We start from the raw sequence: 19,560 nt of genomic DNA on the forward strand, positions 1-19,560 counted from the left end.
TTCACCCCCGGAGCTTTTTTTATTACACTGCGGGCAGACATTTTGCCTCTGAGCTGCAGCATTGGTGCCTTTTACATCTTCTGACATCGTAAAAATGCCGCGGCCGGACAGATAAATTTTTAGGAGCCTTTATGAATTCGACAATGTTACGGGTAACAAATCGCATTATCGAACGGTCGCGCGATACCCGTGCTGCCTACCTCGCACGGATTAACCAGGCCAAAACGGATACCGTCCATCGCGCCCAGCTGGCGTGCGGTAATCTGGCCCACGGTTTTGCTGCCTGTCAGTCGGATGATAAAGCCTCGCTGAAGAGCATGCTGCGTAACAATATTGCCATCATCACCTCCTATAACGACATGCTGTCCGCGCATCAGCCCTATGAGTCCTATCCAAATATCATCCGCAAGGCGCTGCATTCGGTGAACGCGGTTGGCCAGGTTGCCGGCGGCGTGCCGGCGATGTGCGACGGGGTCACGCAGGGGCAGGACGGCATGGAGCTCTCGCTGCTGAGCCGCGAAGTGATCGCCATGTCTGCGGCCATCGGCCTGTCGCACAATATGTTCGACGGCGCGCTGTATCTTGGCGTCTGCGACAAAATCGTCCCCGGCCTGACGATGGCTGCGCTCTCCTTTGGTCATCTGCCGTCCGTCTTCATTCCGTCCGGCCCGATGGCCAGCGGTTTGGCGAATAAAGAGAAGGTGCGTATTCGCCAGCTGTACGCTGAAGGTAAGGTCGATCGCATGGCGCTGCTGGAGTCCGAAGCCGCCTCTTACCACGCGCCGGGCACCTGTACGTTCTACGGCACGGCTAACACCAACCAGATGGTGGTGGAGTTTATGGGCATGCAGCTCCCGGGCTCCTCGTTCGTGCATCCGGATGCCGAACTGCGCGAAGCGCTGACCGTCGCCGCCGCGCGCCAGGTCACCCGCCTGACCGGCAACGGCAACGAGTGGATGCCGCTGGGCAAAATGTTCGACGAGAAAGTGGTGGTTAACGGCATCGTGGCGCTGCTGGCGACCGGCGGCTCAACAAACCATACGATGCACCTGGTGGCCATGGCGCGCGCCGCGGGCATCATCATCAACTGGGATGACTTCTCCGATCTGTCGGACGTGGTGCCGCTGCTGGCGCGCCTCTATCCGAACGGTCCGGCGGATATCAACCACTTCCAGGCTGCAGGCGGCGTGCCGGTGCTGATCCGCGAACTGCTGAAAGGCGGGCTGCTGCACGAAGATGTCAACACCGTGGCCGGCTTTGGGCTGTCGCATTACACCATGGAGCCATGGCTGAACAACGGCGAGCTGGACTGGCGTGAAGGGGCAAGCGCGCCGCTCGACGACCAGGTTATCGCGACCTTCGACAAGCCGTTCTCTCGCCACGGCGGCACCAAAGTCCTGAGCGGTAACCTTGGCCGCGCGGTGATGAAAACCTCGGCGGTGCCGGTGGAAAACCAGGTTATCGAAGCACCGGCGGTTATTTTTGAGAGCCAGCACGACGTGCTGCCTGCTTTTGAGGCCGGGATGCTGGACAAAGATTGCGTGGTGGTGGTTCGTCATCAGGGGCCAAAAGCGAACGGCATGCCAGAATTACATAAACTTATGCCGCCACTTGGTGTATTATTGGACCGCCGTTTCAAAATAGCGCTAGTCACCGATGGGCGACTCTCTGGCGCATCAGGCAAAGTTCCGTCAGCCATCCACGTCACGCCTGAAGCCTACGACGGCGGGCTGCTGGCGAAGGTCCGCGATGGCGATATCATCCGCGTCAACGGCCAGACCGGCGAGCTGACGCTGCTGGTGGACGATGCCGAACTGGCCGCGCGGCAGCCGCATATTCCTGACCTGAGCGGTTCGCGCGTCGGGACCGGTCGTGAAATGTTCTCTGCGCTGCGGGAGAAACTCTCCGGAGCCGAACAGGGCGCAACCTGCATCACTTTTTAAGACCATACAATTTGTAGATCTGGCGAGAGAGAAACTCTGATGAAAAACTGGAAAACAACTGCAGAAGCAATCCTCACCTCCGGCCCGGTTGTCCCGGTGATCGTGGTGAAAAAGCTGGAACACGCCGTGCCGATGGCAAAAGCGCTGGTTGCAGGCGGCGTACGCGTACTGGAAGTGACCCTGCGCACCGAATGCGCGCTGGATGCCATCCGCGCTATCGCTAAAGAAGTCCCGGACGCGATTGTCGGCGCCGGTACCGTAACTAACGCGGCACAGCTGAAAGAAGTGACCGAGGCGGGAGCGCAGTTTGCGATCAGCCCGGGCCTGACCGATTCTCTGCTCAAGGCGGCAACGGAAGAGGGGACGATTCCACTGATCCCGGGTATCAGCACCGTATCCGAGCTGATGCTGGGCATTCAGTACGGCCTGAAAGAGTTTAAATTCTTCCCGGCTGAAGCCAACGGCGGCGTGAAGGCGCTGCAGGCGATTGGTGGTCCGTTCGCCCACATTCGTTTCTGCCCGACCGGCGGGATCTCTCCGGCTAACTACCGCGACTACCTGGCGCTGAACAGCGTCCTGTGTATCGGTGGTTCATGGCTGGTACCGGCGGATGCGCTGGAAGCAGGCGATTACGACCGCATCACCACTCTGGCTCGTGAAGCGGTAGAAGGCGCGAAGTAATTTTCGCGCCTCAGTTCTGACCCGGTAAGCGGCAACGCTACCGGGTTTTTTTTATCCCTCAACCACCACCGCTGACGCCGCGGCTTTGGCGCGCGCCACCGCCTCATCCACGCTCTCCGCCACCGCCAGCGTGACGCCCAGGCGACGGGAGCCGTCAATTTCTGGCTTACCGAACAGGCGCACCTGCAGGCCCGCGCCGACCGCGGCCTGCAGGTTGCCGAAGGTGACGTCGCGGCTGGTGAGCTGCGGCAGGATCACCGCCGAAGCCGCCGGGCCATACTGGCGAATCGCCCCTACCGGCAGGCCGAGGAAGGCGCGGACGTGGAGGGCGAACTCCGACAGATCCTGCGAAATGAGCGTGACCATTCCGGTATCGTGCGGACGCGGCGAGACTTCGCTAAAAATCACCTCATCACCGCACACGAACAGCTCGACGCCGAACAGGCCGTAGCCGCCGAGCGCCAGCACCACGTTGCGGGCAATCTCCTGCGCGCGCGCCAGCGCCAGCTCGCTCATCTGCTGGGGTTGCCAGGATTCGCGGTAGTCGCCGTCTTCCTGACGGTGGCCGACCGGGGCGCAGAAGTGCACGCCGTCGATCGCGCTGACGGTGAGCAGGGTGATTTCAAAATCGAAGTTCACTACGCCCTCGACAATAACGCGACCTGCGCCGGCGCGGCCGCCCTGCTGGGCGTACTGCCACGCTTCGGCCAGCTGTTCGTGACGGCGGATAAAGCTTTGTCCTTTGCCGGAAGAGCTCATCACCGGCTTGACGATACACGGCAGGCCAATTTCGCTCACCGCGTCGTTAAAGGCGGCTTCACTGTCGGCAAAACGATAGGATGAGGTTGGGAGCTGCAGCTCTTCAGCGGCCAGGCGGCGAATGCCTTCGCGGTTCATGGTTAGCTTTGCGGCCCGCGCGGTGGGAACGACTTTTTGCCCACACTGCTCCAGCTCGACCAGCGTATCGGTGGCGATGGCTTCAATTTCCGGCACGATAAAGTCGGGTTTTTCTTGTTCAATTAGGGCGCGCAGGGCATCGCCGTGCAGCATGTTAACGACATGCGAACGGTGCGCAACCTGCATGGCCGGCGCGTCAGGGTAGCGATCGACGGCGATGGTCTCAATGCCCAGACGTTGACACTCGATGGCGACTTCCTTACCCAGCTCGCCGGAACCTAACAGCATAACTCGCGTCGCCGCAGGGCGCAGCGCTGTGCCTAATACAGTCATGACTCTCTTCCGCAGTAAAAAAACATGCGCCGCAGTATAAACGAAAACGTTTGCGTCTGTCTTTATGCGTGTGAGTTGAGTCCTGGCCCTAAATTTGATATACTGTATATAAACACAGTATAAAGAAGGGGCTGCACAATGGCGGTTGAAATCAAATATGTGGTGATTCGCGAAGGTGAGGAAAAAATGTCTTTTACCAGCAAAAAAGAGGCCGATGCTTACGACAAAATGCTCGATCTTGCCGAGGTCCTTAACGACTGGCTGGTAGACTGCCCGCTAACGCTTGATGAAGCCCAGCGTGACGAAATGGCGATGTGGCTGGCAGAGCGTAAAGACACCTTACATCACATTATGAAGTCCGGAAAACTCCCCGAAGCGGAAGAGCACGCCGCCGGGCAGGGGGATGACGAAGAGCAGGCGTCGTCTGACGCCAGCGATGACGCCATCAGCGCCCGCGCGGACGACGGCATAGACGACGGCGCGGCGGAAAAAGCGGTGGCCAAACCGCGCAAGGCGAAAGCGGCCTGAGCCACCCGGAATTTGCGCATCTTTAGCCATGGATAACATTTCCTGACATCTCGTCGTTTAGGCTGATGACATCGCCTATTGTGCAACGAGGAAATTATGGCTAACTGGCTTAATCAACTTCAGTCTCTGCTGGGTCAGCAGGGTCAATCTTCTTCATCTGACGATCGCTCTGGCGGTAAAAATCTGCTGCTGCCTGGCGCGCTGGGCGGCCTGGCGGGGCTGCTGGTCGCCAGTAAATCGTCGCGTAAGCTGCTGGCGAAATACGGCACCAGCGCGCTGCTGGTTGGCGGCGGCGCGGTGGCAGGAAGCGTGCTGTGGAACAAGTATCAGCAGAAGATGCGCGCCGCTTCGCCACAGCCGGCCGGGCTGGTTCCGGCTGCACCTGAGCCTGATGCCCGCAGCGAGCGGCTGATTCAGGCGCTGGTTTTTGCGGCCAAAAGCGACGGGCATATTGATGAAAACGAGCGGGCGAGTATCGAAGAGCAGCTGCGCGCGGCCAATATCGACGTGCAGGGACGGGTGCTTATCGATCGCGCGCTCACCCAGCCCCTCGATCCGCAGCGGCTGGCGCAGGGCATCAGCAGCGAGCAGGACGCGCTGGAGGTCTACTATCTGAGCTGCGCGGTGATTGATATCGACCACTTTATGGAGCGCAGCTACCTCAACGCGCTGGGCGAAGCGCTGAAGATCCCTGCGGAGGTACGCGCTGAGATCGAACAGGATATTCAGGCACAAAAGCAGGCTCTTTCCTCTTAAATCATCACGTTCCGCTTGCATCGCCGGCGACTTTTGCCACCCTTTATATACCAGTCATCTCCTGGCCTGACCTCGCGCAGGCCGGAGATGACTCTCTCTCCGGCGTTATCTCACCCGCGGTTGCCCCGCGGCCGGGCGTCACAGCGCCGTGGCCGTTTTCAACCCTTCGGACAGAGCGATTGATGCCGGGAAGATTTCTTGTCTTGCCGTCCGGACGCGCGTCGATTAACGTTGTGCGCATAAATTAAGCCGAAGAAGAACAAAGAGATGCTACCAAAAGCGAAACGGATCCCCCACGCTATGGCCTTACATGGCGATACGCGTATTGATAACTACTTCTGGCTACGTGATGACGAGCGCGCGCAGCCGGCGGTTCTGGAGTATCTGCGCGAGGAGAATGCCTACGGAAAAGCGGTGATGGAGACCCAGCGCAGCCTGCAGGACCGGGTGCTGAAGGAGATCATCGATCGCATCCCCCAGCGCGAAGTCTCCGCGCCTTACAGTAAAAATGGCTATCGCTATCGTCAGGTCTATGAGCCGGGCTGCGAATACGCCATTTACCAGCGCCAGTCGGTGCTGAAAGAGGAGTGGGACCCGTGGGATCTGCTGCTCGATAGCAATCAGCGCGCGGCGAAAAGCGAGTTCTACACTCTCGGCGGGCTGGGGATCTCCCCGGACAACGCGCTGATGGCGCTGGCGGAAGATTACCTCTCCCGGCGGCAGTACAGCCTGCGTTTGTGCAACCTCTCCGACGGCAGCTGGTATCCCGAAGTGCTGGAGAACGTCTCCCCGGAATTCGCCTGGAGCAACGATTCATGCACGCTGTGGTACGTCCGTAAACACCCCACCACGCTGCTGCCGTATCAGGTCTGGCGACATACCGTCGGCACCCCGACGGATGTGGACGTGCTGGTGTACGAAGAGCAGGATGAAACCTTTTACGTCAGCGTGCACAAGACCACCTCGCAGCAGTTCGTGGTTATCTACCTTGCCAGCGCGACCACCAGCGAAGTGCGGCTGCTGAATGCTGAAATGCCCGACGCCGAGCCGGTGTGCTTTCTGCCGCGGCGCAAAGATCATGAATACAGCCTCGATCACTATCAGCACGCGTTCTACCTGCGCTCAAATCGGGAAGGCAAAAACTTCGGCCTCTACCGCACGCATCAGCGCGACGAGCAGCAGTGGCAGGCTCTGATCCCGCCGCGTGATGACGTGATGCTGGAAGGCTTTACCCTGTTTACCGACTGGCTGGTGGTGGAGGAGCGTCAGCACGGGCTTACCAGCCTGCGGCAGATCAACCGCAAGACCTGGGAAGTGGTGGGGATTGCCTTTGATGACCCGGCCTACGTCACCTGGCTTGCCTATAATCCGGAGCCGGAAACCGCGCGCTTACGCTACGGCTACTCCTCGATGACCACGCCGGATACGCTGTTTGAGCTGGATATGGATACCGGTGAACGCCGCGTTCTCAAGCAGCAGGAGGTCAAAGGTTTCGATGCCAGCCATTACCGCAGCGAGCATCTGTGGATTCAGGCCCGTGACGGCGTTGAGGTTCCGGTCTCGCTGGTCTACCGACACGAATATTTCCGCCACGGCGCCAGCCCGCTGCTGGTCTACGCCTACGGGTCCTACGGCGCCAGCGAGGATGCGGATTTCAGCGCCAGTCGCCTGAGCCTGCTCGACCGCGGCTTCGTTTTCGCCATCGCCCACGTGCGCGGCGGCGGCGAGCTGGGGCAGCAGTGGTACGAAGACGGCAAGTTTCTTTGTAAGAACAATACCTTCAACGATTACCTCGACGTCTGCGATGCGCTGATCGAGCAGGGCTACGGCGACCCGCAGCTGTGCTACGGTATGGGCGGCAGCGCCGGTGGAATGCTAATGGGCGTGGCCATCAACCAGCGCCCGGAGCTGTTTCACGGCGTGGTGGCGCAGGTCCCCTTTGTTGACGTGCTCACCACCATGCTCGACGAGTCCATTCCGCTAACGACCGGGGAGTTTGAAGAGTGGGGCAACCCGCAGGATGAGACCTATTATCGCTATATGAAGGGCTACAGCCCCTACGATAACGTAACGGCTCAGGCCTATCCGCATATGCTGGTGACCACCGGGCTACACGACTCCCAGGTGCAGTACTGGGAACCGGCAAAATGGGTCGCGAAGCTGCGTGAGCTGAAGACGAACGATAATCTGCTGCTGCTGTGTACCGATATGGACTCAGGGCACGGCGGGAAATCGGGGCGTTTTAAAAGCTATGAGGGCGTGGCTCTCGAGTACGCGTTTCTGATAGGCCTGGCGCAGGGCACGCTGCCAGGCCAGGCCGACGTCTAGGACCGGCGCTTAGTCCCCGAGATAGTGTTTGAGGGTTAAGCGCAGCTCGGGGCTCATCCGATCCAGATTGTTGAACAGCCAGCGAAGATAGCCCGGATCGTTTTCCGCCACTTCCGCCACCGGCTTGCCGCGATACTTACCAAAGGTAAAGGTGGTCAACAGCGCCGGACGGCCGGTGATGGTCGCCATATCGTCAGGCGACCAGCCGGAGACGTTGATAATATCAAGCAGCAGCGCGGCGGTGATATAGCAGTCATACAGCGCGCGGTGGTGGTGCAGGCCGGCGGGCGTGGCGACGTTCAGCTTGCGCGACTTATAAAGCCCCATGTTGCTGTATTTAATCCCCGGCCACAGGCGGCGCGCCAGCTTCATGGTGCAAATCCAGTCGCCGTGCATCTCCGGCAACACCCGCCGGTCAAAGCTGGCGTTGTGGGCGACGTACCACGGGCTGCCCAAATAGTGCGGGACAATCTCTTCAATCCACGGCTGGTCGGCGACCATCTCTTCGGTGATGTGATGAATGGCCATCGCCTGCGGGCTGATAGGGCGATCGGGGCGGACCAGATGGCTCATCGGATTGGTTATCTGGCCATCGACAATATCGACAGAGGCGATCTCTACGATGCCGCCCTGCAGTCCGCAGGTTTCTGTATCGATTACGCGTAGCATAGCGCGCTCCTGGTCAAAGGGGTCAGCGTAATAGAATGTGCCGGTCTTGCCAACCCGGGTCTCCACAGGGGGGCTGAATTATTTTGTTTTGGGTTCATAGGGCAGGCGTGAGAGTGATACGGATGCCAGTCGATGGGCGATCAGGCGTTCGCGGAACCAGTCCCGGAGATGAGCAGGCTGCTCTCTTTCGACCAAATCGGCGACCACCGGCATATTATAACGTTCTTTAAAGGCGACGCCGGCCGCCGCAAGATCGACGTTGACCTTGTCCATCTCGTCCTGCGAGATTTTTGCCAGATTATTTTCCATTGGTTTCTCCTGGATGATACCTAAAGCTTGCCGAGCGTGACCTAAGACTGATACGCATGGCTCGACTACGCCATTATACAGGGTTATTCTCTGTGCTACATACATAACGAAAAGGAATGACGATTATGCGTATCCTCGCCGCAAGCACGCTGCGCGCAGCCGCTCTTCTCGCCGGTTTCCTGGCCAGCGCCGGCGCTTTCGCCCACGCGCACCTGCAGCAGCAAACTCCCGCCGCGGATTCGACGGTGAACGCCTCGCCGCAGGCGCTAACGCTGAGCTTTTCCGAGGGTATCGAAACCCGCTTCAGCGGCGTGACGCTTAGCGGCCCTCAGCAAAACGCGGTGGCGACCGGCAAGCTGGCGCTTAGCGATGATAATAAAGCGCAGCTGGTGGTCCCGCTGTCGCAGCCCTTATCGCCGGGAGACTATACCGTTGACTGGCACGTGGTCTCCGTCGACGGTCATAAGACCAAAGGGCAGTACCACTTTACCGTTAAATAAACGATGCTCGCGTCACTCTATATCATCCTACGGTTTGTCCACTTCGGCTCGCTGATGGTGGCTTTCGGCTGCGTGCTGTACGGCGCGTGGTGGGCGCCATCGACGCTGCGTCGCCTGCTGATGCAGCGATTTTATCCGCTACTGCGCCATCTGCTGTTGATCAGCGCGCTTTCAGCGCTGCTGATGCTAATGGCGCAGGGCGGCCTGATGGGCGAAGGCTGGCCCGATGTCTGGCAGCCCGCTATCTGGCAGGCCGTCGCCGGCACGCGGTTTGGCAGCGTCTGGGTGTGGCAAATTCTGCTGGCCTGGGTCACGCTTATCGTCGTCTGGCTTAAGCCGCACCATTCGGCGCGACTGCTGCTGGTGCTGCTTTGCGCGCAGCTGCTTTTACTGGCGGGCGTGGGCCATGCGGCGATGAGCGAAGGCGGGCTGGGGGCGCTGCAGCGCGCCAATCATGCCGTGCATCTGTTCTGCGTCGCCGGCTGGTTTGGCGGGCTGCTGCCGTTTATCTACTGCCTGCGTTTGCTGCAGGGGCGCTGGCGGCAGGCGGCGATTAGCGCCATGATGCGCTTTTCGCGCTACGGGCATCTGGCGGTGGCCGGCACTATTGCCAGCGGCATGGTGAATACGCTGCTGATTCAGGGCGGATTTTTCAGCGATTCGCCGTGGGGCCGAATGCTGTTGATCAAATGTGCTCTGGTCGCGGGGATGGTGGCAATCGCGCTGGTGAACCGGTATGTTCTGGTACCTCGAATGTCGCTGAACGACGCGCGGGCAGAGCGGCTCATTTTGCGAACCACGCAGGTGGAGATGGCGCTGGGGGCGCTGGCGCTGCTGGCCGTCAGCCTGTTTGCGACCTGGGAACCTTATTGAATTAACTGGTTAAATCATGAAAAAAATTGTTCTGACACTGATGTTACTGGCAAGCTCCGGCGCCGCACTTGCGGCCCCGCAGGTTATCACCGTTAGCCGCTTTGAAGTCGGTAAGGATAGCTGGGCATTTAACCGTGAAGAGGTGATGCTGACCTGTCGTCCGGGAAATGCGCTGTTCGCCATCAATCCCAGCACGCTGGTGCAGTATCCGTTAAATGATATTGCTATTGAGCAGGTTAAGGCCGGTAAAACCAGCGGTCAGCCGATTTCTGTGATCCAGGTCGATGACCCCCAGCATCCGGGGCAAAAAATGAGCCTGGCACCCTTTATCGAGCGAGCGCAAAAACTTTGCTGATCTTTAGAACTATCTGACTGTATTAAAATGAAAAAACCGCCGTTTCCCTGCAACAGGGACGGCGGTTTTTTTATGCCTTTCCGCGATTTTACCAGGAATTATTGGCCCACTTTTGTTGCGGACTGGAAAACCTGACGCGGTAAACTATTCTTATAAGGCAAGGCGACTTAGCCTGCATTAATGCCAACTTTTAGCGCACGGCTCTCTCCCAAGAGCCATTTCCCTGGACCGAATACAGGAATCGTGTTCGGTCTCTTTTTATCTATATCTTTCAAAGTATTATCTAGCAAGGCCCGAGACGATCCCTCATTTCCCGACGCGACCTTTTCCCCTTATACCACAACAAAAAACGCATTCACATTTCCTTTACAGAAAAACAGCGCGCGGGATGTGCTTTGCACCTCTTGCATTAGAGGAGATGGCGATCGCGGGTTTTGCGAAAAAGGCTCCCATTCCTCATTCTCTAGCGACATTCATCGGGTGGGCGGGCATAAATTTTTGTCAGATAATTGAGTTAGATGCTGTCAACGCGACCCGAGGCTTATTTTTAGTTACTTTTATGCCGCAAAAAAACGCGCAGCTGGCGTGTGTAAATAAACCAAAGGGATTATTCCGGCGCCACTAAAGAGGGATATAGCTGCGTCTCCAGATAGCTGACCAGGGACCAGATTTCGCCGCTGAAAATAAACCACAGGGAAGCCGTCAAAATAATCAAGACGATAGCCAACAGCACTGCTTCTGCTTTACTCATAACTTCAATGGCTACCTGAACGGAAACGAAGAAGTGATGATAGTAACGAAACCGCAGGATAAGATGCAAACGCCGTTGTGAAAACGGCGTTTATTTATTGGCAAGCTACGCCTGGCGGGAGCCGGCGGTGAGGGCGATAACCTCGGCGTTCAGCTCGTCGAGCAGCTGGAAGCGGCGGCGATACTCGGCGCGCTTTTTGCTGGCAATCTCCTCCAGCGACTTGCGCTCAAGGCGCAGCGGTAAGCGCCAGCGCCACGCGCCGTCGGCCTCGCCCTCAATAGACTTCCAGAACTCGTCATAGCTGGCGTGGAAGTGGCGTCCTTTACTTAAACGATAGCGTAATGCTCTGAAAACGTGGCCGTTATCGCTCACGCCATAAATTGCCTGGATATTGCTTTGCGCCGCCAGCGCCCAGATAAACTCCAGCAGCAGGCGTTTAGGAAACAGGCCGTAGCAGGCACGGGTAGCCTGTTTTATCACCTCGTGCGGGACGTTGCGCCGCGGCCCCTGCAGCCCGCCGATGGTCAGCTGCCACTGCTCCTGGTCGCGCACCACGCTAAACGTCGCGCTGGCCAGCAGCGTTTGGCTCCCGTCGCGCAGCCAAAGCGTGGTCTCGCCTTCGCGCTCGGCTTTCCCGGCCGAGGAGGCGGACAGCGTAAACCGGGCGTCATCTTTGCCCTGCAGCGCCAGCAGCGGCATCTCCTGCACCGCGGTCATGGCGGCACCCAGCCGGCCGGCGGGTAAGGTATCGATATACTGATAGTGGCTGACGATCGCCGCGGCGCGCTGGCCGGCGTTGAGCCCGCGCCTCAGGTACTGACGATGAACTTTTCCCGGCAGCGTCACCTGAGCGGCGAGCAGCTGGCTGAAGTTGGGCCGCGCCGCGAGATTATCCAGCATGGTCCGGGTTGGCGTATAAAATAATGCGGTTCGCAGCAGGAACTTAAGCCGGTAATTACGCTTTTGCCAAATTGGTGCGGGAATAAGTCTGCCCATCACCAGATCGGTAATTAGATTTGTCTGTGGCTGTAGTACGTAGGCTGAATGCAGGCTATTGTCCGTCACGATGAATACCTCGGCGTTATTTAGCCTCTATTTTAATGAGAGTCAGGCGCGAGATTAATGCCCTGGCGGACTATATTTCCGTTTCGTTTAAATTTTATTGAAGTGTGTTTCAGGGAGGAGAACAGGAGAAATATCTCGCTATAATTGTGGCAGGAGGATCAATATGTATCAGCATCTTGATGGTTCACTCTGGCGTAATATTTGGCTCGTCGGAGACCTGCACGGCTGCCTTGCGCTGCTGGCGGCGAAGCTGCGGCTGCTCAGGTTTGACCCGTACCAGGATCTGCTTATCTCCGTGGGCGATCTGATCGATCGCGGGCCGCAAAGCGCCGCAACGCTGGGCCTCCTTGACCGGCGCTGGTTTCGCGCGGTGCGGGGCAACCACGAGCAGATGGCGCTGGAGGCGCAGGAGAGCGGAAAGATGGCGCTGTGGATGCTCAACGGCGGGCGCTGGTATCAGGAGAGTTCGTCGGAGGCGCGGCGGCAGATGGCGCCGCTCTTTGCCCGCTGCCGTCGGCTGCCGTTGATTATTGAGCTCCGCGCCGGCTCGCAGACCCACGTTATTGCCCACGCAGATTATCCGGCGGCGTGCTATCGCTGGCAGCAGCCGGTGGATGCAACTCAGGTCCTGTGGAACCGTCAGCGCCTGACGGAGCATCTGGCTGGACGACACGGGGCGATTGGCGGCGCCGATCATTTCTGGTTTGGCCATACGCCGCTCAGGCAGCGCTACGACAGCGATAACCAGCACTATATTGATACCGGGGCCGTCTTTGGCGGTGAGCTAACCCTCGTGCAGCTGCAGCAGGCAGGCTAGAAATCGCTGTATTCGCTGGCGGGGCGCCAGAAACCGTCGATAAAATCTTCTACCGGAAAGCAGCCGCCATGGCGGATCCGCTGATCGTCCATGGCGACCACACAGCGTCGTTCGTCGTCGTAAACATCCACGACAATGTCCTCGCAGCCGCCGTCCAGGTAACAAATGAACAAAACTAAGGCAAACATCCTGGCCACATGTTCAGGTTAACATGCTAATAAGTATAGGGGAGTTTAACGAGAAAGGGGGTAAATAACCCGTCTTAGGCGACGGGTTCTTTTTGAGTCAGGCTACGCGCATGACCCAGGCGTCAGATTGTTGATCGTAGTGCTTACGGTAGAGAACGGAATGTCGGCCATCGAGAATAGCCGGAACGCTGGTGTCAGCATCCCAACCGTCGAGCTGCATACACAAATCCGGATCGGATTTGCAGGGAATGCTTAACGTTCGCTCCCCCTGCTGTTCGCCGTGCAGTTCGGCGTCGTCTATTTCAAACGCGCCGATGCGTATGTTTGTTTTACTCATAAATTCACCCCGTTTGTCTGCTGAGTTGTGGTACGACCAGTTAAGGCCGCCATTTTTCAGCGTAGACAATGGGGCGCAAATAGCCAGTGAAAAAGTGCTGTTTTTTTGCGCTCAATCACACCTTGCCGGCAAATAGCTTCCCGTCACGCACCAGCTCGCGGGGATAGCTGTTCTTCAGGCGTGAACCCACTTTTTTCGCCAGGCCGAGGGTTGCGCCCTGGTATGTGACGATCGCTTCGTCCTGCTGCGGCGGGGTTTGCGGGTAAATATCGCGGCCGCGATACCACTCTTCGGCCTCACTCTCCGTCAGCGCAAAAGGCGTCGCGGATGCGGCAAGGGCGATGACCGCCTCGTGCTGCCAGCGGAAGCCCTTGTTGTGCGTTTCCGCCAGCCGGATGCCAATTCGCGAAAAGCGGATCTTGCCAATAAACGCTTCCAGGGCCTGAGGGAATAGCCAAATTTCCTTATCGCGCTGCCAGAGGGTATGGCTCTCATCCCAGCGCAGACCAACGGCCGCCGCGGCGTCCGACACGGCGGCGCTTTCCCGGCGCTTCATCGGGATAAACGGAAACTTACCCACCTTGTAGCCCGGCGCCGGCAGCGGTTCAACGGCGGCGATTTTACGCAGACGGGCAACGAAGAAGCCCTCGCAGTCATAAATCTGCGGGAAGACGTGAAGAAAGCCCTCCGCCGTCAGGGCCTCGCTGGCCTGGGGGAAGAGCGAGCCGAGAGGCAGCGTCTCCACCGCCTGCGGATAGCGGGCCAGCAGCCACTGCACCACGTCCTCATTTTCTTCGCGGTTCAGGGTGCAGGTTGAGTACACCAGCGTACCGCCCGGCTGCAGGGCGTGAAAGGCGCTATCGATAAGCTCGCGCTGGGTTGCCGCAATCTGCTGATTGCTTTCCGGGGACCAGTTTTTCAAGGCCTCGGGATCCTTACGCACCACGCCTTCACCGGAGCAGGGGGCGTCGAGCAGGATCGCATCGAAGCTCTCCGGTAGCGCGGCGCCAAATACCCGGCCATCGAAATGCGTCAGCGCAACGTTGCTTATTCCGCAGCGGCTGATATTGGCATGCAGGACCTTGACCCGGCTGGCGGAGTATTCGTTGGCGAGGATCCCGCCTTTATTCCCCATCCTGGCGGCGATTTGCGTGGTTTTTGACCCCGGCGCGGCGGCGACATCCATCACCCGCTGCGGCATATCGCCATCGGCAAACAGGGCGGCCACCGGCAGCATTGAGCTGGCTTCCTGAATATAGAAGAGTCCGCTGAGGTGCTCTGCGGTGCTGCCTAACGGCAGAGACTCCTCGTCCTCGCGCTCGATCCAAAATCCCTCTGCGCACCACGGCACCGGCGTAAGCTGCCAGCCGTAGGGGGCGACCAGCTGCAGAAAGTCGGCCACGCTGGTTTTCAGCGTGTTAACGCGGATGCTGCGGCGTAGCGGACGTTGGCAGGCGGCAATAAAATCATCGAAAGAGAGATGTGTCGGCATTGCCGCACGCATTTGAGCGAGGAATTCGTCAGGAAAAAAGACAGCGTTTTGAGCCACTGGAGCGCACCACAAGAAAAAAGGGTGCGCAGTTTACCATAAACGCTCCGGCATCGGACACCGGAGCGTTTAGCCAGCGCGGAGCTCAGGCGCCGGGGCGGCGGCTGAGCTCCAACAATCCGCGAGCTAGCGCGGCAGGGCGGTGCCCCATTCGCGCCACTCTTTCGGCTCGCTCTCCAGCAGCAGGAAGTGCTTATCATCCTGCGCTTTTGGCGCCAGCGGCGTGCCCGGCGGGGTGGCAAAGGAGATGCCGCCGCGAATGAACTGATTGAAGGTCCCGGTTTTTACCACTCCGCCAATCAGGCCAAAGTCGAGGTTGTAGCCGGAAGAGAGCCAGAACACCGAGTTGTTACGCACCAGATACTGGTAACGCTTGCTGATACGCAGTTTGACCATCACGCGGTCCGACAGCGATCCCAGCGTCAGCCCGGTGACCGTCCCCACCTCGAGGCCACGGAACAGCACCGGCGTGCCGATATCCAGCGAACCGGCTTCCGGAACCTCAACCACGATGCTCAGGCCATCGATATAGCGAGAGTCGCTAATGGTCGTTTCCTGGATTTCGAAGTCACGGCGCGGCGTTCCCCGACCTGGCTCAACGTTGATATACGGCTGGAAGATGGTATCCAGATGCTCGACGCCCGCCGCGGAAATTTGCGGGGTGATCACCGAGAATCGGGTGCCTCCGCGGGCGAAGGTATCTACGTACTCCGGGTAGAGCACGGCTTTCGCCTGCACTTCGTTTTTGGCGGTGATCAGGTTTAGCGACTGGATCTGGCCGATGTTAATCCCCAGGTAGCGGATAGGCATGCCGGAGGAGAGTTTTCCCGCATCGAAGGCGTGCAGGGTTATCTGCCCGCCTACCGCGCGGGCGGCGGTCTCTGAAGCATACAGAATACGCTTATTACCGCTGCGGGCACTGGCGCTGGTGCCGCTCAGCTCGTCAAAGCTGATTGCCCCTTTCAGGGCGCGAGCCAGCGGCGAAGCCTGCACGGTCAGGCCGTTGCCGTCGAGCTGGACCTTCGCGCCGCCTTCTGCCCAGAACACGCTGTTGCCGGTGAGCAGATGACGATATTCCGGCTTAATGTGCAGGTCGATATCAAACGCGTTGCTGCGCGGCCTGACGGAGGTCACCTCGCCCACGGCAAACTTGCGGTAGAGCACCACCGAGCCTTCCTGCACATCCGGCAGCGTTTCCGCCGTGAGGCTCAGGGTGGTGGTCGGGACGTCGCTCAGGCTATTCTCCTGCGCTTTTTCCATATTGGCATACAGCGGATAGCTGGACTGAATCGCCCCTTTGGCGCCGGGAATAATGCGGATACCGCCGTCAACCCATTCGCTGGCGCTAGCGCCAAGCACCTTAATGCCGTCGAGGCCAACCTTAACGTCGAGGCGGCTGTTGACCACAAATTTGCTGTCTCCGTGCACCAGGTCGCGGTATTCCGGCGTAATGGCCACCTGGAAGGTGACGCCTTTCGCCGTCAGCCTGCGCTCCAGCACCTGGCCGATTTTCACGCCGTGCAGCACCAGCGGCTGTCCGGCGTCAATGCCGAAGCTCTCCGATGCCGTCAGCGTGATGGCGGCGACGTTGGGCTCCTCCAGCAGCGATTTATCCGCCGGCAGCACCACGAAGTGGCTGCGCGCCTCACCCTCTCCCGGAACCAGCTCAAAGGTATTGCCGGTCAGCAGGGCGCTGAGGCTTGGGTTATCCAGCGAAATTTTCGGCTTTTTCATCTGAATAAGCGTCTTATCACGCAGCAGGGTTACGACGCTGGGATCGACGGTCATCTCGCCGGTGACTTTACTCCCGGGCTGGAGGTTGAGCTTAGTCAGCTGTCCGACCTCGAGACCCTGGTACATCAGCGGCGTAGAGCCGGCTTTCAGGCCCGTGCCGTCGGGTAAATCGAGCGTCACCAGCACGCCGCGCTGGCTGTGGGCCAAATCTTCGTACAGCCCGAACTCATCGTTTTGCTGAGCGGCTTTGGAATCGTCGGGGGAATCGAAGGCAATCGCCCCGTTAACCAGGGCCGAAAGGCTTTCCAGTTCCACTTTAGCGCCGCTAAACCCGACGTCGGCCTTGACGCCCGAAACGTTCCAGAAGCGGGTGCCTTTTTTAACCAGATTGGTAAAGCGGCGCTCGATCAGCACGTCAATGGTGACCCCCTGGTTGCCGTCGTTGAGCGCATAGTCGTAGACCCGGCCAACGGGAATTTTGCGAAAATAGACCAGCGACCCGCTGGTTAGCGAGCCGAGATCCGCGGCGTGGAGATGAATCATCAGCTCGCCGTTATTGATACGGTACTTCGGCTGGGTATCGAGGGCGACAAAGTGGTCCTCAGGTTCGCCCCGACCCGGCATCATGCCGATATAGTTGCCGCCGACCAGCGCATCAAGGCCGGAAACGCCCGCCAGCGAGGCTTTCGGCGTGACCAGCCAGAACTGCGTGTCCTTGCGCAGGGCATCTTTCATATCGCTTTTGACGCTGGCCGAAACCTCTATCTTACTCAGGTCTTTACTCAGCGAGATATTCTGCACCGTGCCCACTTCTACCCCCTGATAGCGGATAGGCGTGCGTCCGGGGACAATCCCGTTAGCCGACTGAAAGTCGATAGTGATCGTCGTCCCGCGATCGCTATAGCTGGTCCAGATCAGCCAGCTGGCGATCATCAGCGCGATGACCGGCAGTAGCCAGAATGGCGAGATGCGACGTTTGGTTTTAATTTTGGCTTCAGTCGGCGAAGCGGGCGTTTCCTGACTCATGTGCGTCCCAAAGTAAGCGGCTGTCCAGCCATTCAACAGCAAGGATAGTTAATATTACCGCGGCGCCGAAATATACCGCAGCAGGCCCCATCGTAAAAGCGAGGAGTTGATCGCGGTTTATCAGCGACATGGTTAATGAGATAACGAAAAGATCGAGCATCGACCAGCGGCCAATCCAGGTAATCAGCCGCAGCAGCAGGATGCGGGTGCGCAGCCCCTGTTCGCACCTGAATTGTATGCTGACCAGCAGCGTAAACAACACAATAACTTTGGTAAACGGCACCAGAATACTGGCGATAAACACCACGCCGGCAATGGCGACGTTGCTGTTGGCCAGCGACAGAATCCCGGAGAGGATCGTATCGTCCTGGCGCGCGCCGTTAACGTAGATAATCGAGATCGGCAGCAGGTTGGCGGGGAGCAGGAACATCATCGAGGCAATCAGCGCCGCCCAGCTCTTCTGCAAGCTCTGCGGCCGACGGTGGCGTAGCGGCGTATGGCAGCGACGGCAGCGACCGCGGGCGTCGCGGTGCCCGGTGTAGTGGCAGCCGGTGCACACCTGCAGATTCGTGTCCGGACGCAGCGCCGGGCGCTCGGGGTAGAATCGCTCCCACAGTTCTTCGACGTTCATGTGAATGAGCGTAAGGATGCTGAGCAGCGTCAATGAGACAAAGGCGATAAGCCCGACGCCGGGCTGCAGGAACGCGTAATCCTGGACCTTGATCGAGGCCACGCCGATGCCCACCAGGTAGATATCGAGCATCACCCACTCTTTTAGCCGCTCCAGCATCAGCAGCACCGGGCGCAGGTTCATCCCCAGCACGTTGCCTAGCCAAAGATAGGCGATGGAGATAACCAGCAGGGCCGGCGCGCCAATGGCACAAAATAGCACCATCGCCGCCGTCAGCGGATCGCCCTGGTCGGTCATTTGCCAGATGCCCTGTAATACGTTAGCGTCGATACGCACGCCGAGCAGGTGCAAACGCAGTAAAGGCTCCATCCAGGCGAAAGGCATCAGCAGCATCATGGCGATCGCCATACTGCCGAGGCGCGAAAGCGACCAGTCGCGGCCGTCGCGTATTTTGGCGCTGCAGCGTGGGCACCAGGCGCTCTGATTGCGCTTAAGCACCGGCAGGCGAAACAGAATGTCGCACTGCGGGCAGCGGTGATAGTGGGCCTGAGGCAACGGCGAACCGACCGCATGTACGGTCATCTTTTTCGCTGGCGTAATCTGGGGTGTTTTTAGTGGCATTTATTACGTACGGCAATGAATGTATTTCACTATATTAACCCAGGAATGAATTCATCTTGAGCCTGAACGCATTTAATGCTTATTTTATTAGGCAGTCAGTGTAAGAGAGTAAGACAACTAAGTGATTACATAATGAACAAAACAGAATTTTACGCGGATCTGAACCGTGATTTTCAGGCATTAATGGCAGGAGAAACCAGTTTTCTGGCCACGATCTCTAATACCAGCGCGCTGCTGTTTGAGCGGCTGAGCGAGGTAAACTGGGCCGGGTTCTACCTACTCGAAGGCGATACGCTGGTGCTCGGGCCCTTCCAGGGCAAGCTGGCCTGCGTGCGAATTCCGGTTGGGCGGGGCGTTTGCGGTACTGCCGTTTCGCAGAATCGCGTGCAGCGCGTGGAGGATGTTCACGCCTTTGACGGGCATATCGCATGTGATGCCGCCAGCAATTCGGAGATTGTCTTCCCGCTGCGGGTGAACGGTCAGATTATTGGCGTCCTGGATATCGACAGCACCGCGTACGCCCGCTTCACCGCTGAGGATGAACAAGGGCTTACGGAACTGGTAGCGCAGCTGGAAAAACTCATTTCTGCGACCGACTATCAAAAAATATTCACCCACGTCGCAGGATAATCAACGGATAACGTAGCATTTAGCGATGGCGTCATTATA

Annotated in this window: 19 protein-coding genes and 1 pseudogene; 10 read left to right on the top strand and 10 right to left on the bottom strand. The window is 58.6% G+C overall.

The features are described 5' to 3' along the window. Window positions 1-131: 131 nt before the first annotated feature. Both edd and RTE01_RS09575 read left to right on the top strand, forming a co-directional pair. The gene (edd, locus tag RTE01_RS09570; RefSeq protein WP_041146226.1) at window positions 132-1,943 is read left to right on the top strand and encodes a phosphogluconate dehydratase; all 1,812 of its coding nucleotides are present in this window, start codon (window positions 132-134) and stop codon (window positions 1,941-1,943) included. Window positions 1,944-1,982: 39 nt separating this feature from the next. Further along, on the top strand, window positions 1,983-2,624 hold the full coding sequence (locus RTE01_RS09575) for a bifunctional 4-hydroxy-2-oxoglutarate aldolase/2-dehydro-3-deoxy-phosphogluconate aldolase (protein WP_134526712.1): 642 nt from the start codon (window positions 1,983-1,985) through the stop codon (window positions 2,622-2,624). 51 nt (window positions 2,625-2,675) lie between these two features. Here RTE01_RS09575 and purT read toward each other — a convergent pair whose 3' ends face one another. Then, complete coding sequence (gene purT / locus RTE01_RS09580) at window positions 2,676-3,854, bottom strand: formate-dependent phosphoribosylglycinamide formyltransferase (protein WP_141334943.1); 1,179 nt, start codon at window positions 3,852-3,854, stop codon at window positions 2,676-2,678. A 138-nt stretch (window positions 3,855-3,992) separates the two neighbouring features. Between purT and RTE01_RS09585 the strand changes: the two genes are divergently transcribed. The 3 genes from RTE01_RS09585 to ptrB all read left to right on the top strand — a co-directional run bounded on the left by RTE01_RS09585 (window position 3,993) and on the right by ptrB (window position 7,466). After that, window positions 3,993-4,382 (top strand): YebG family protein, encoded by a 390-nt coding sequence (locus tag RTE01_RS09585; RefSeq protein ID WP_141334945.1) that lies wholly within the window; start codon window positions 3,993-3,995, stop codon window positions 4,380-4,382. A gap of 96 nt (window positions 4,383-4,478) precedes the next feature. After that, window positions 4,479-5,138, top strand: coding sequence for a tellurite resistance TerB family protein (locus RTE01_RS09590; RefSeq protein ID WP_134526707.1), 660 nt, complete (start codon window positions 4,479-4,481; stop codon window positions 5,136-5,138). Between the two features lie 267 nt (window positions 5,139-5,405). Beyond that, window positions 5,406-7,466: an oligopeptidase B gene (gene ptrB / locus RTE01_RS09595; RefSeq protein WP_134526704.1), complete on the top strand. Its 2,061-nt coding sequence runs from the start codon at window positions 5,406-5,408 to the stop codon at window positions 7,464-7,466. Window positions 7,467-7,475: 9 nt separating this feature from the next. On the opposite strand, the gene exoX is transcribed toward ptrB, so the two are convergent. Further along, window positions 7,476-8,135 (bottom strand): exodeoxyribonuclease X, encoded by a 660-nt coding sequence (exoX, locus tag RTE01_RS09600; protein ID WP_041146220.1) that lies wholly within the window; start codon window positions 8,133-8,135, stop codon window positions 7,476-7,478. Between the two features lie 78 nt (window positions 8,136-8,213). Next, entirely contained in the window at window positions 8,214-8,444 is a 231-nt protein-coding gene (locus RTE01_RS09605) for a DNA polymerase III subunit theta (RefSeq protein WP_041146219.1), read from the bottom strand. Window positions 8,445-8,569: 125 nt separating this feature from the next. Here RTE01_RS09605 and yobA point away from each other — a divergent pair, with 125 nt between their 5' ends. Genes yobA through RTE01_RS09620 form a run of 3 tightly spaced genes read left to right on the top strand, consistent with a single transcriptional unit; the run spans window position 8,570 to window position 10,172 of the window. Then, the gene (gene yobA / locus RTE01_RS09610) at window positions 8,570-8,944 is read left to right on the top strand and encodes a CopC domain-containing protein YobA (RefSeq protein ID WP_134526701.1); all 375 of its coding nucleotides are present in this window, start codon (window positions 8,570-8,572) and stop codon (window positions 8,942-8,944) included. Window positions 8,945-8,947: 3 nt separating this feature from the next. Further along, entirely contained in the window at window positions 8,948-9,817 is an 870-nt protein-coding gene (gene copD / locus RTE01_RS09615; protein WP_076947338.1) for a copper homeostasis membrane protein CopD, read from the top strand. Window positions 9,818-9,833: 16 nt separating this feature from the next. Then, a complete protein-coding gene (locus RTE01_RS09620) occupies window positions 9,834-10,172 on the top strand; it encodes a YebY family protein (RefSeq protein WP_041146216.1) in 339 nt (112 codons plus the stop codon). 607 nt (window positions 10,173-10,779) lie between these two features. Here RTE01_RS09620 and RTE01_RS09625 read toward each other — a convergent pair. Together RTE01_RS09625 and RTE01_RS09630 are read right to left on the bottom strand one after the other, a co-directional pair. Further along, the gene (locus tag RTE01_RS09625) at window positions 10,780-10,923 is read right to left on the bottom strand and encodes an Ecr family regulatory small membrane protein (RefSeq protein ID WP_141334947.1); all 144 of its coding nucleotides are present in this window, start codon (window positions 10,921-10,923) and stop codon (window positions 10,780-10,782) included. 105 nt (window positions 10,924-11,028) lie between these two features. Then, on the bottom strand, window positions 11,029-11,988 hold the full coding sequence (locus RTE01_RS09630) for a VirK/YbjX family protein (protein ID WP_115192392.1): 960 nt from the start codon (window positions 11,986-11,988) through the stop codon (window positions 11,029-11,031). A gap of 163 nt (window positions 11,989-12,151) precedes the next feature. Here RTE01_RS09630 and pphA point away from each other — a divergent pair, with 163 nt between their 5' ends. After that, complete coding sequence (gene pphA / locus RTE01_RS09635) at window positions 12,152-12,805, top strand: protein-serine/threonine phosphatase (protein ID WP_115192393.1); 654 nt, start codon at window positions 12,152-12,154, stop codon at window positions 12,803-12,805. Here the strand turns inward: pphA and RTE01_RS09640 are convergent. The 5 genes from RTE01_RS09640 to yebS all read right to left on the bottom strand — a co-directional run bounded on the left by RTE01_RS09640 (window position 12,802) and on the right by yebS (window position 18,891). Beyond that, window positions 12,802-12,993 carry a YdfD/YebW family protein gene (locus tag RTE01_RS09640; protein ID WP_041146213.1) on the bottom strand — a complete coding sequence of 64 codons (192 nt, stop codon included), beginning with the start codon at window positions 12,991-12,993 and terminating at the stop codon, window positions 12,802-12,804. The genes pphA and RTE01_RS09640 overlap by 4 nt on opposite strands. A gap of 97 nt (window positions 12,994-13,090) precedes the next feature. Then, entirely contained in the window at window positions 13,091-13,330 is a 240-nt protein-coding gene (locus tag RTE01_RS09645; RefSeq protein ID WP_041146212.1) for a YebV family protein, read from the bottom strand. A 115-nt stretch (window positions 13,331-13,445) separates the two neighbouring features. After that, window positions 13,446-14,879: a 16S rRNA (cytosine(1407)-C(5))-methyltransferase RsmF gene (gene rsmF, locus RTE01_RS09650; RefSeq protein WP_115192394.1), complete on the bottom strand. Its 1,434-nt coding sequence runs from the start codon at window positions 14,877-14,879 to the stop codon at window positions 13,446-13,448. A gap of 126 nt (window positions 14,880-15,005) precedes the next feature. After that, the gene (locus RTE01_RS09655) at window positions 15,006-17,639 is read right to left on the bottom strand and encodes a PqiB family protein (protein WP_134526698.1); all 2,634 of its coding nucleotides are present in this window, start codon (window positions 17,637-17,639) and stop codon (window positions 15,006-15,008) included. Next, complete coding sequence (yebS, locus tag RTE01_RS09660) at window positions 17,608-18,891, bottom strand: membrane integrity lipid transport subunit YebS (protein WP_134526695.1); 1,284 nt, start codon at window positions 18,889-18,891, stop codon at window positions 17,608-17,610. The genes RTE01_RS09655 and yebS overlap by 32 nt, the downstream gene beginning before the upstream one ends. A 132-nt stretch (window positions 18,892-19,023) precedes the next feature. Here yebS and RTE01_RS09665 point away from each other — a divergent pair. Further along, a pseudogene (locus RTE01_RS09665) lies at window positions 19,024-19,537 on the top strand (GAF domain-containing protein). The last annotated feature ends 23 nt before the right edge of the window (window positions 19,538-19,560 follow it).

The sequence above is a fragment of the Klebsiella terrigena genome (assembly GCF_006539725.1).
GTDB classification, from domain to species: domain Bacteria; phylum Pseudomonadota; class Gammaproteobacteria; order Enterobacterales; family Enterobacteriaceae; genus Klebsiella; species Klebsiella terrigena.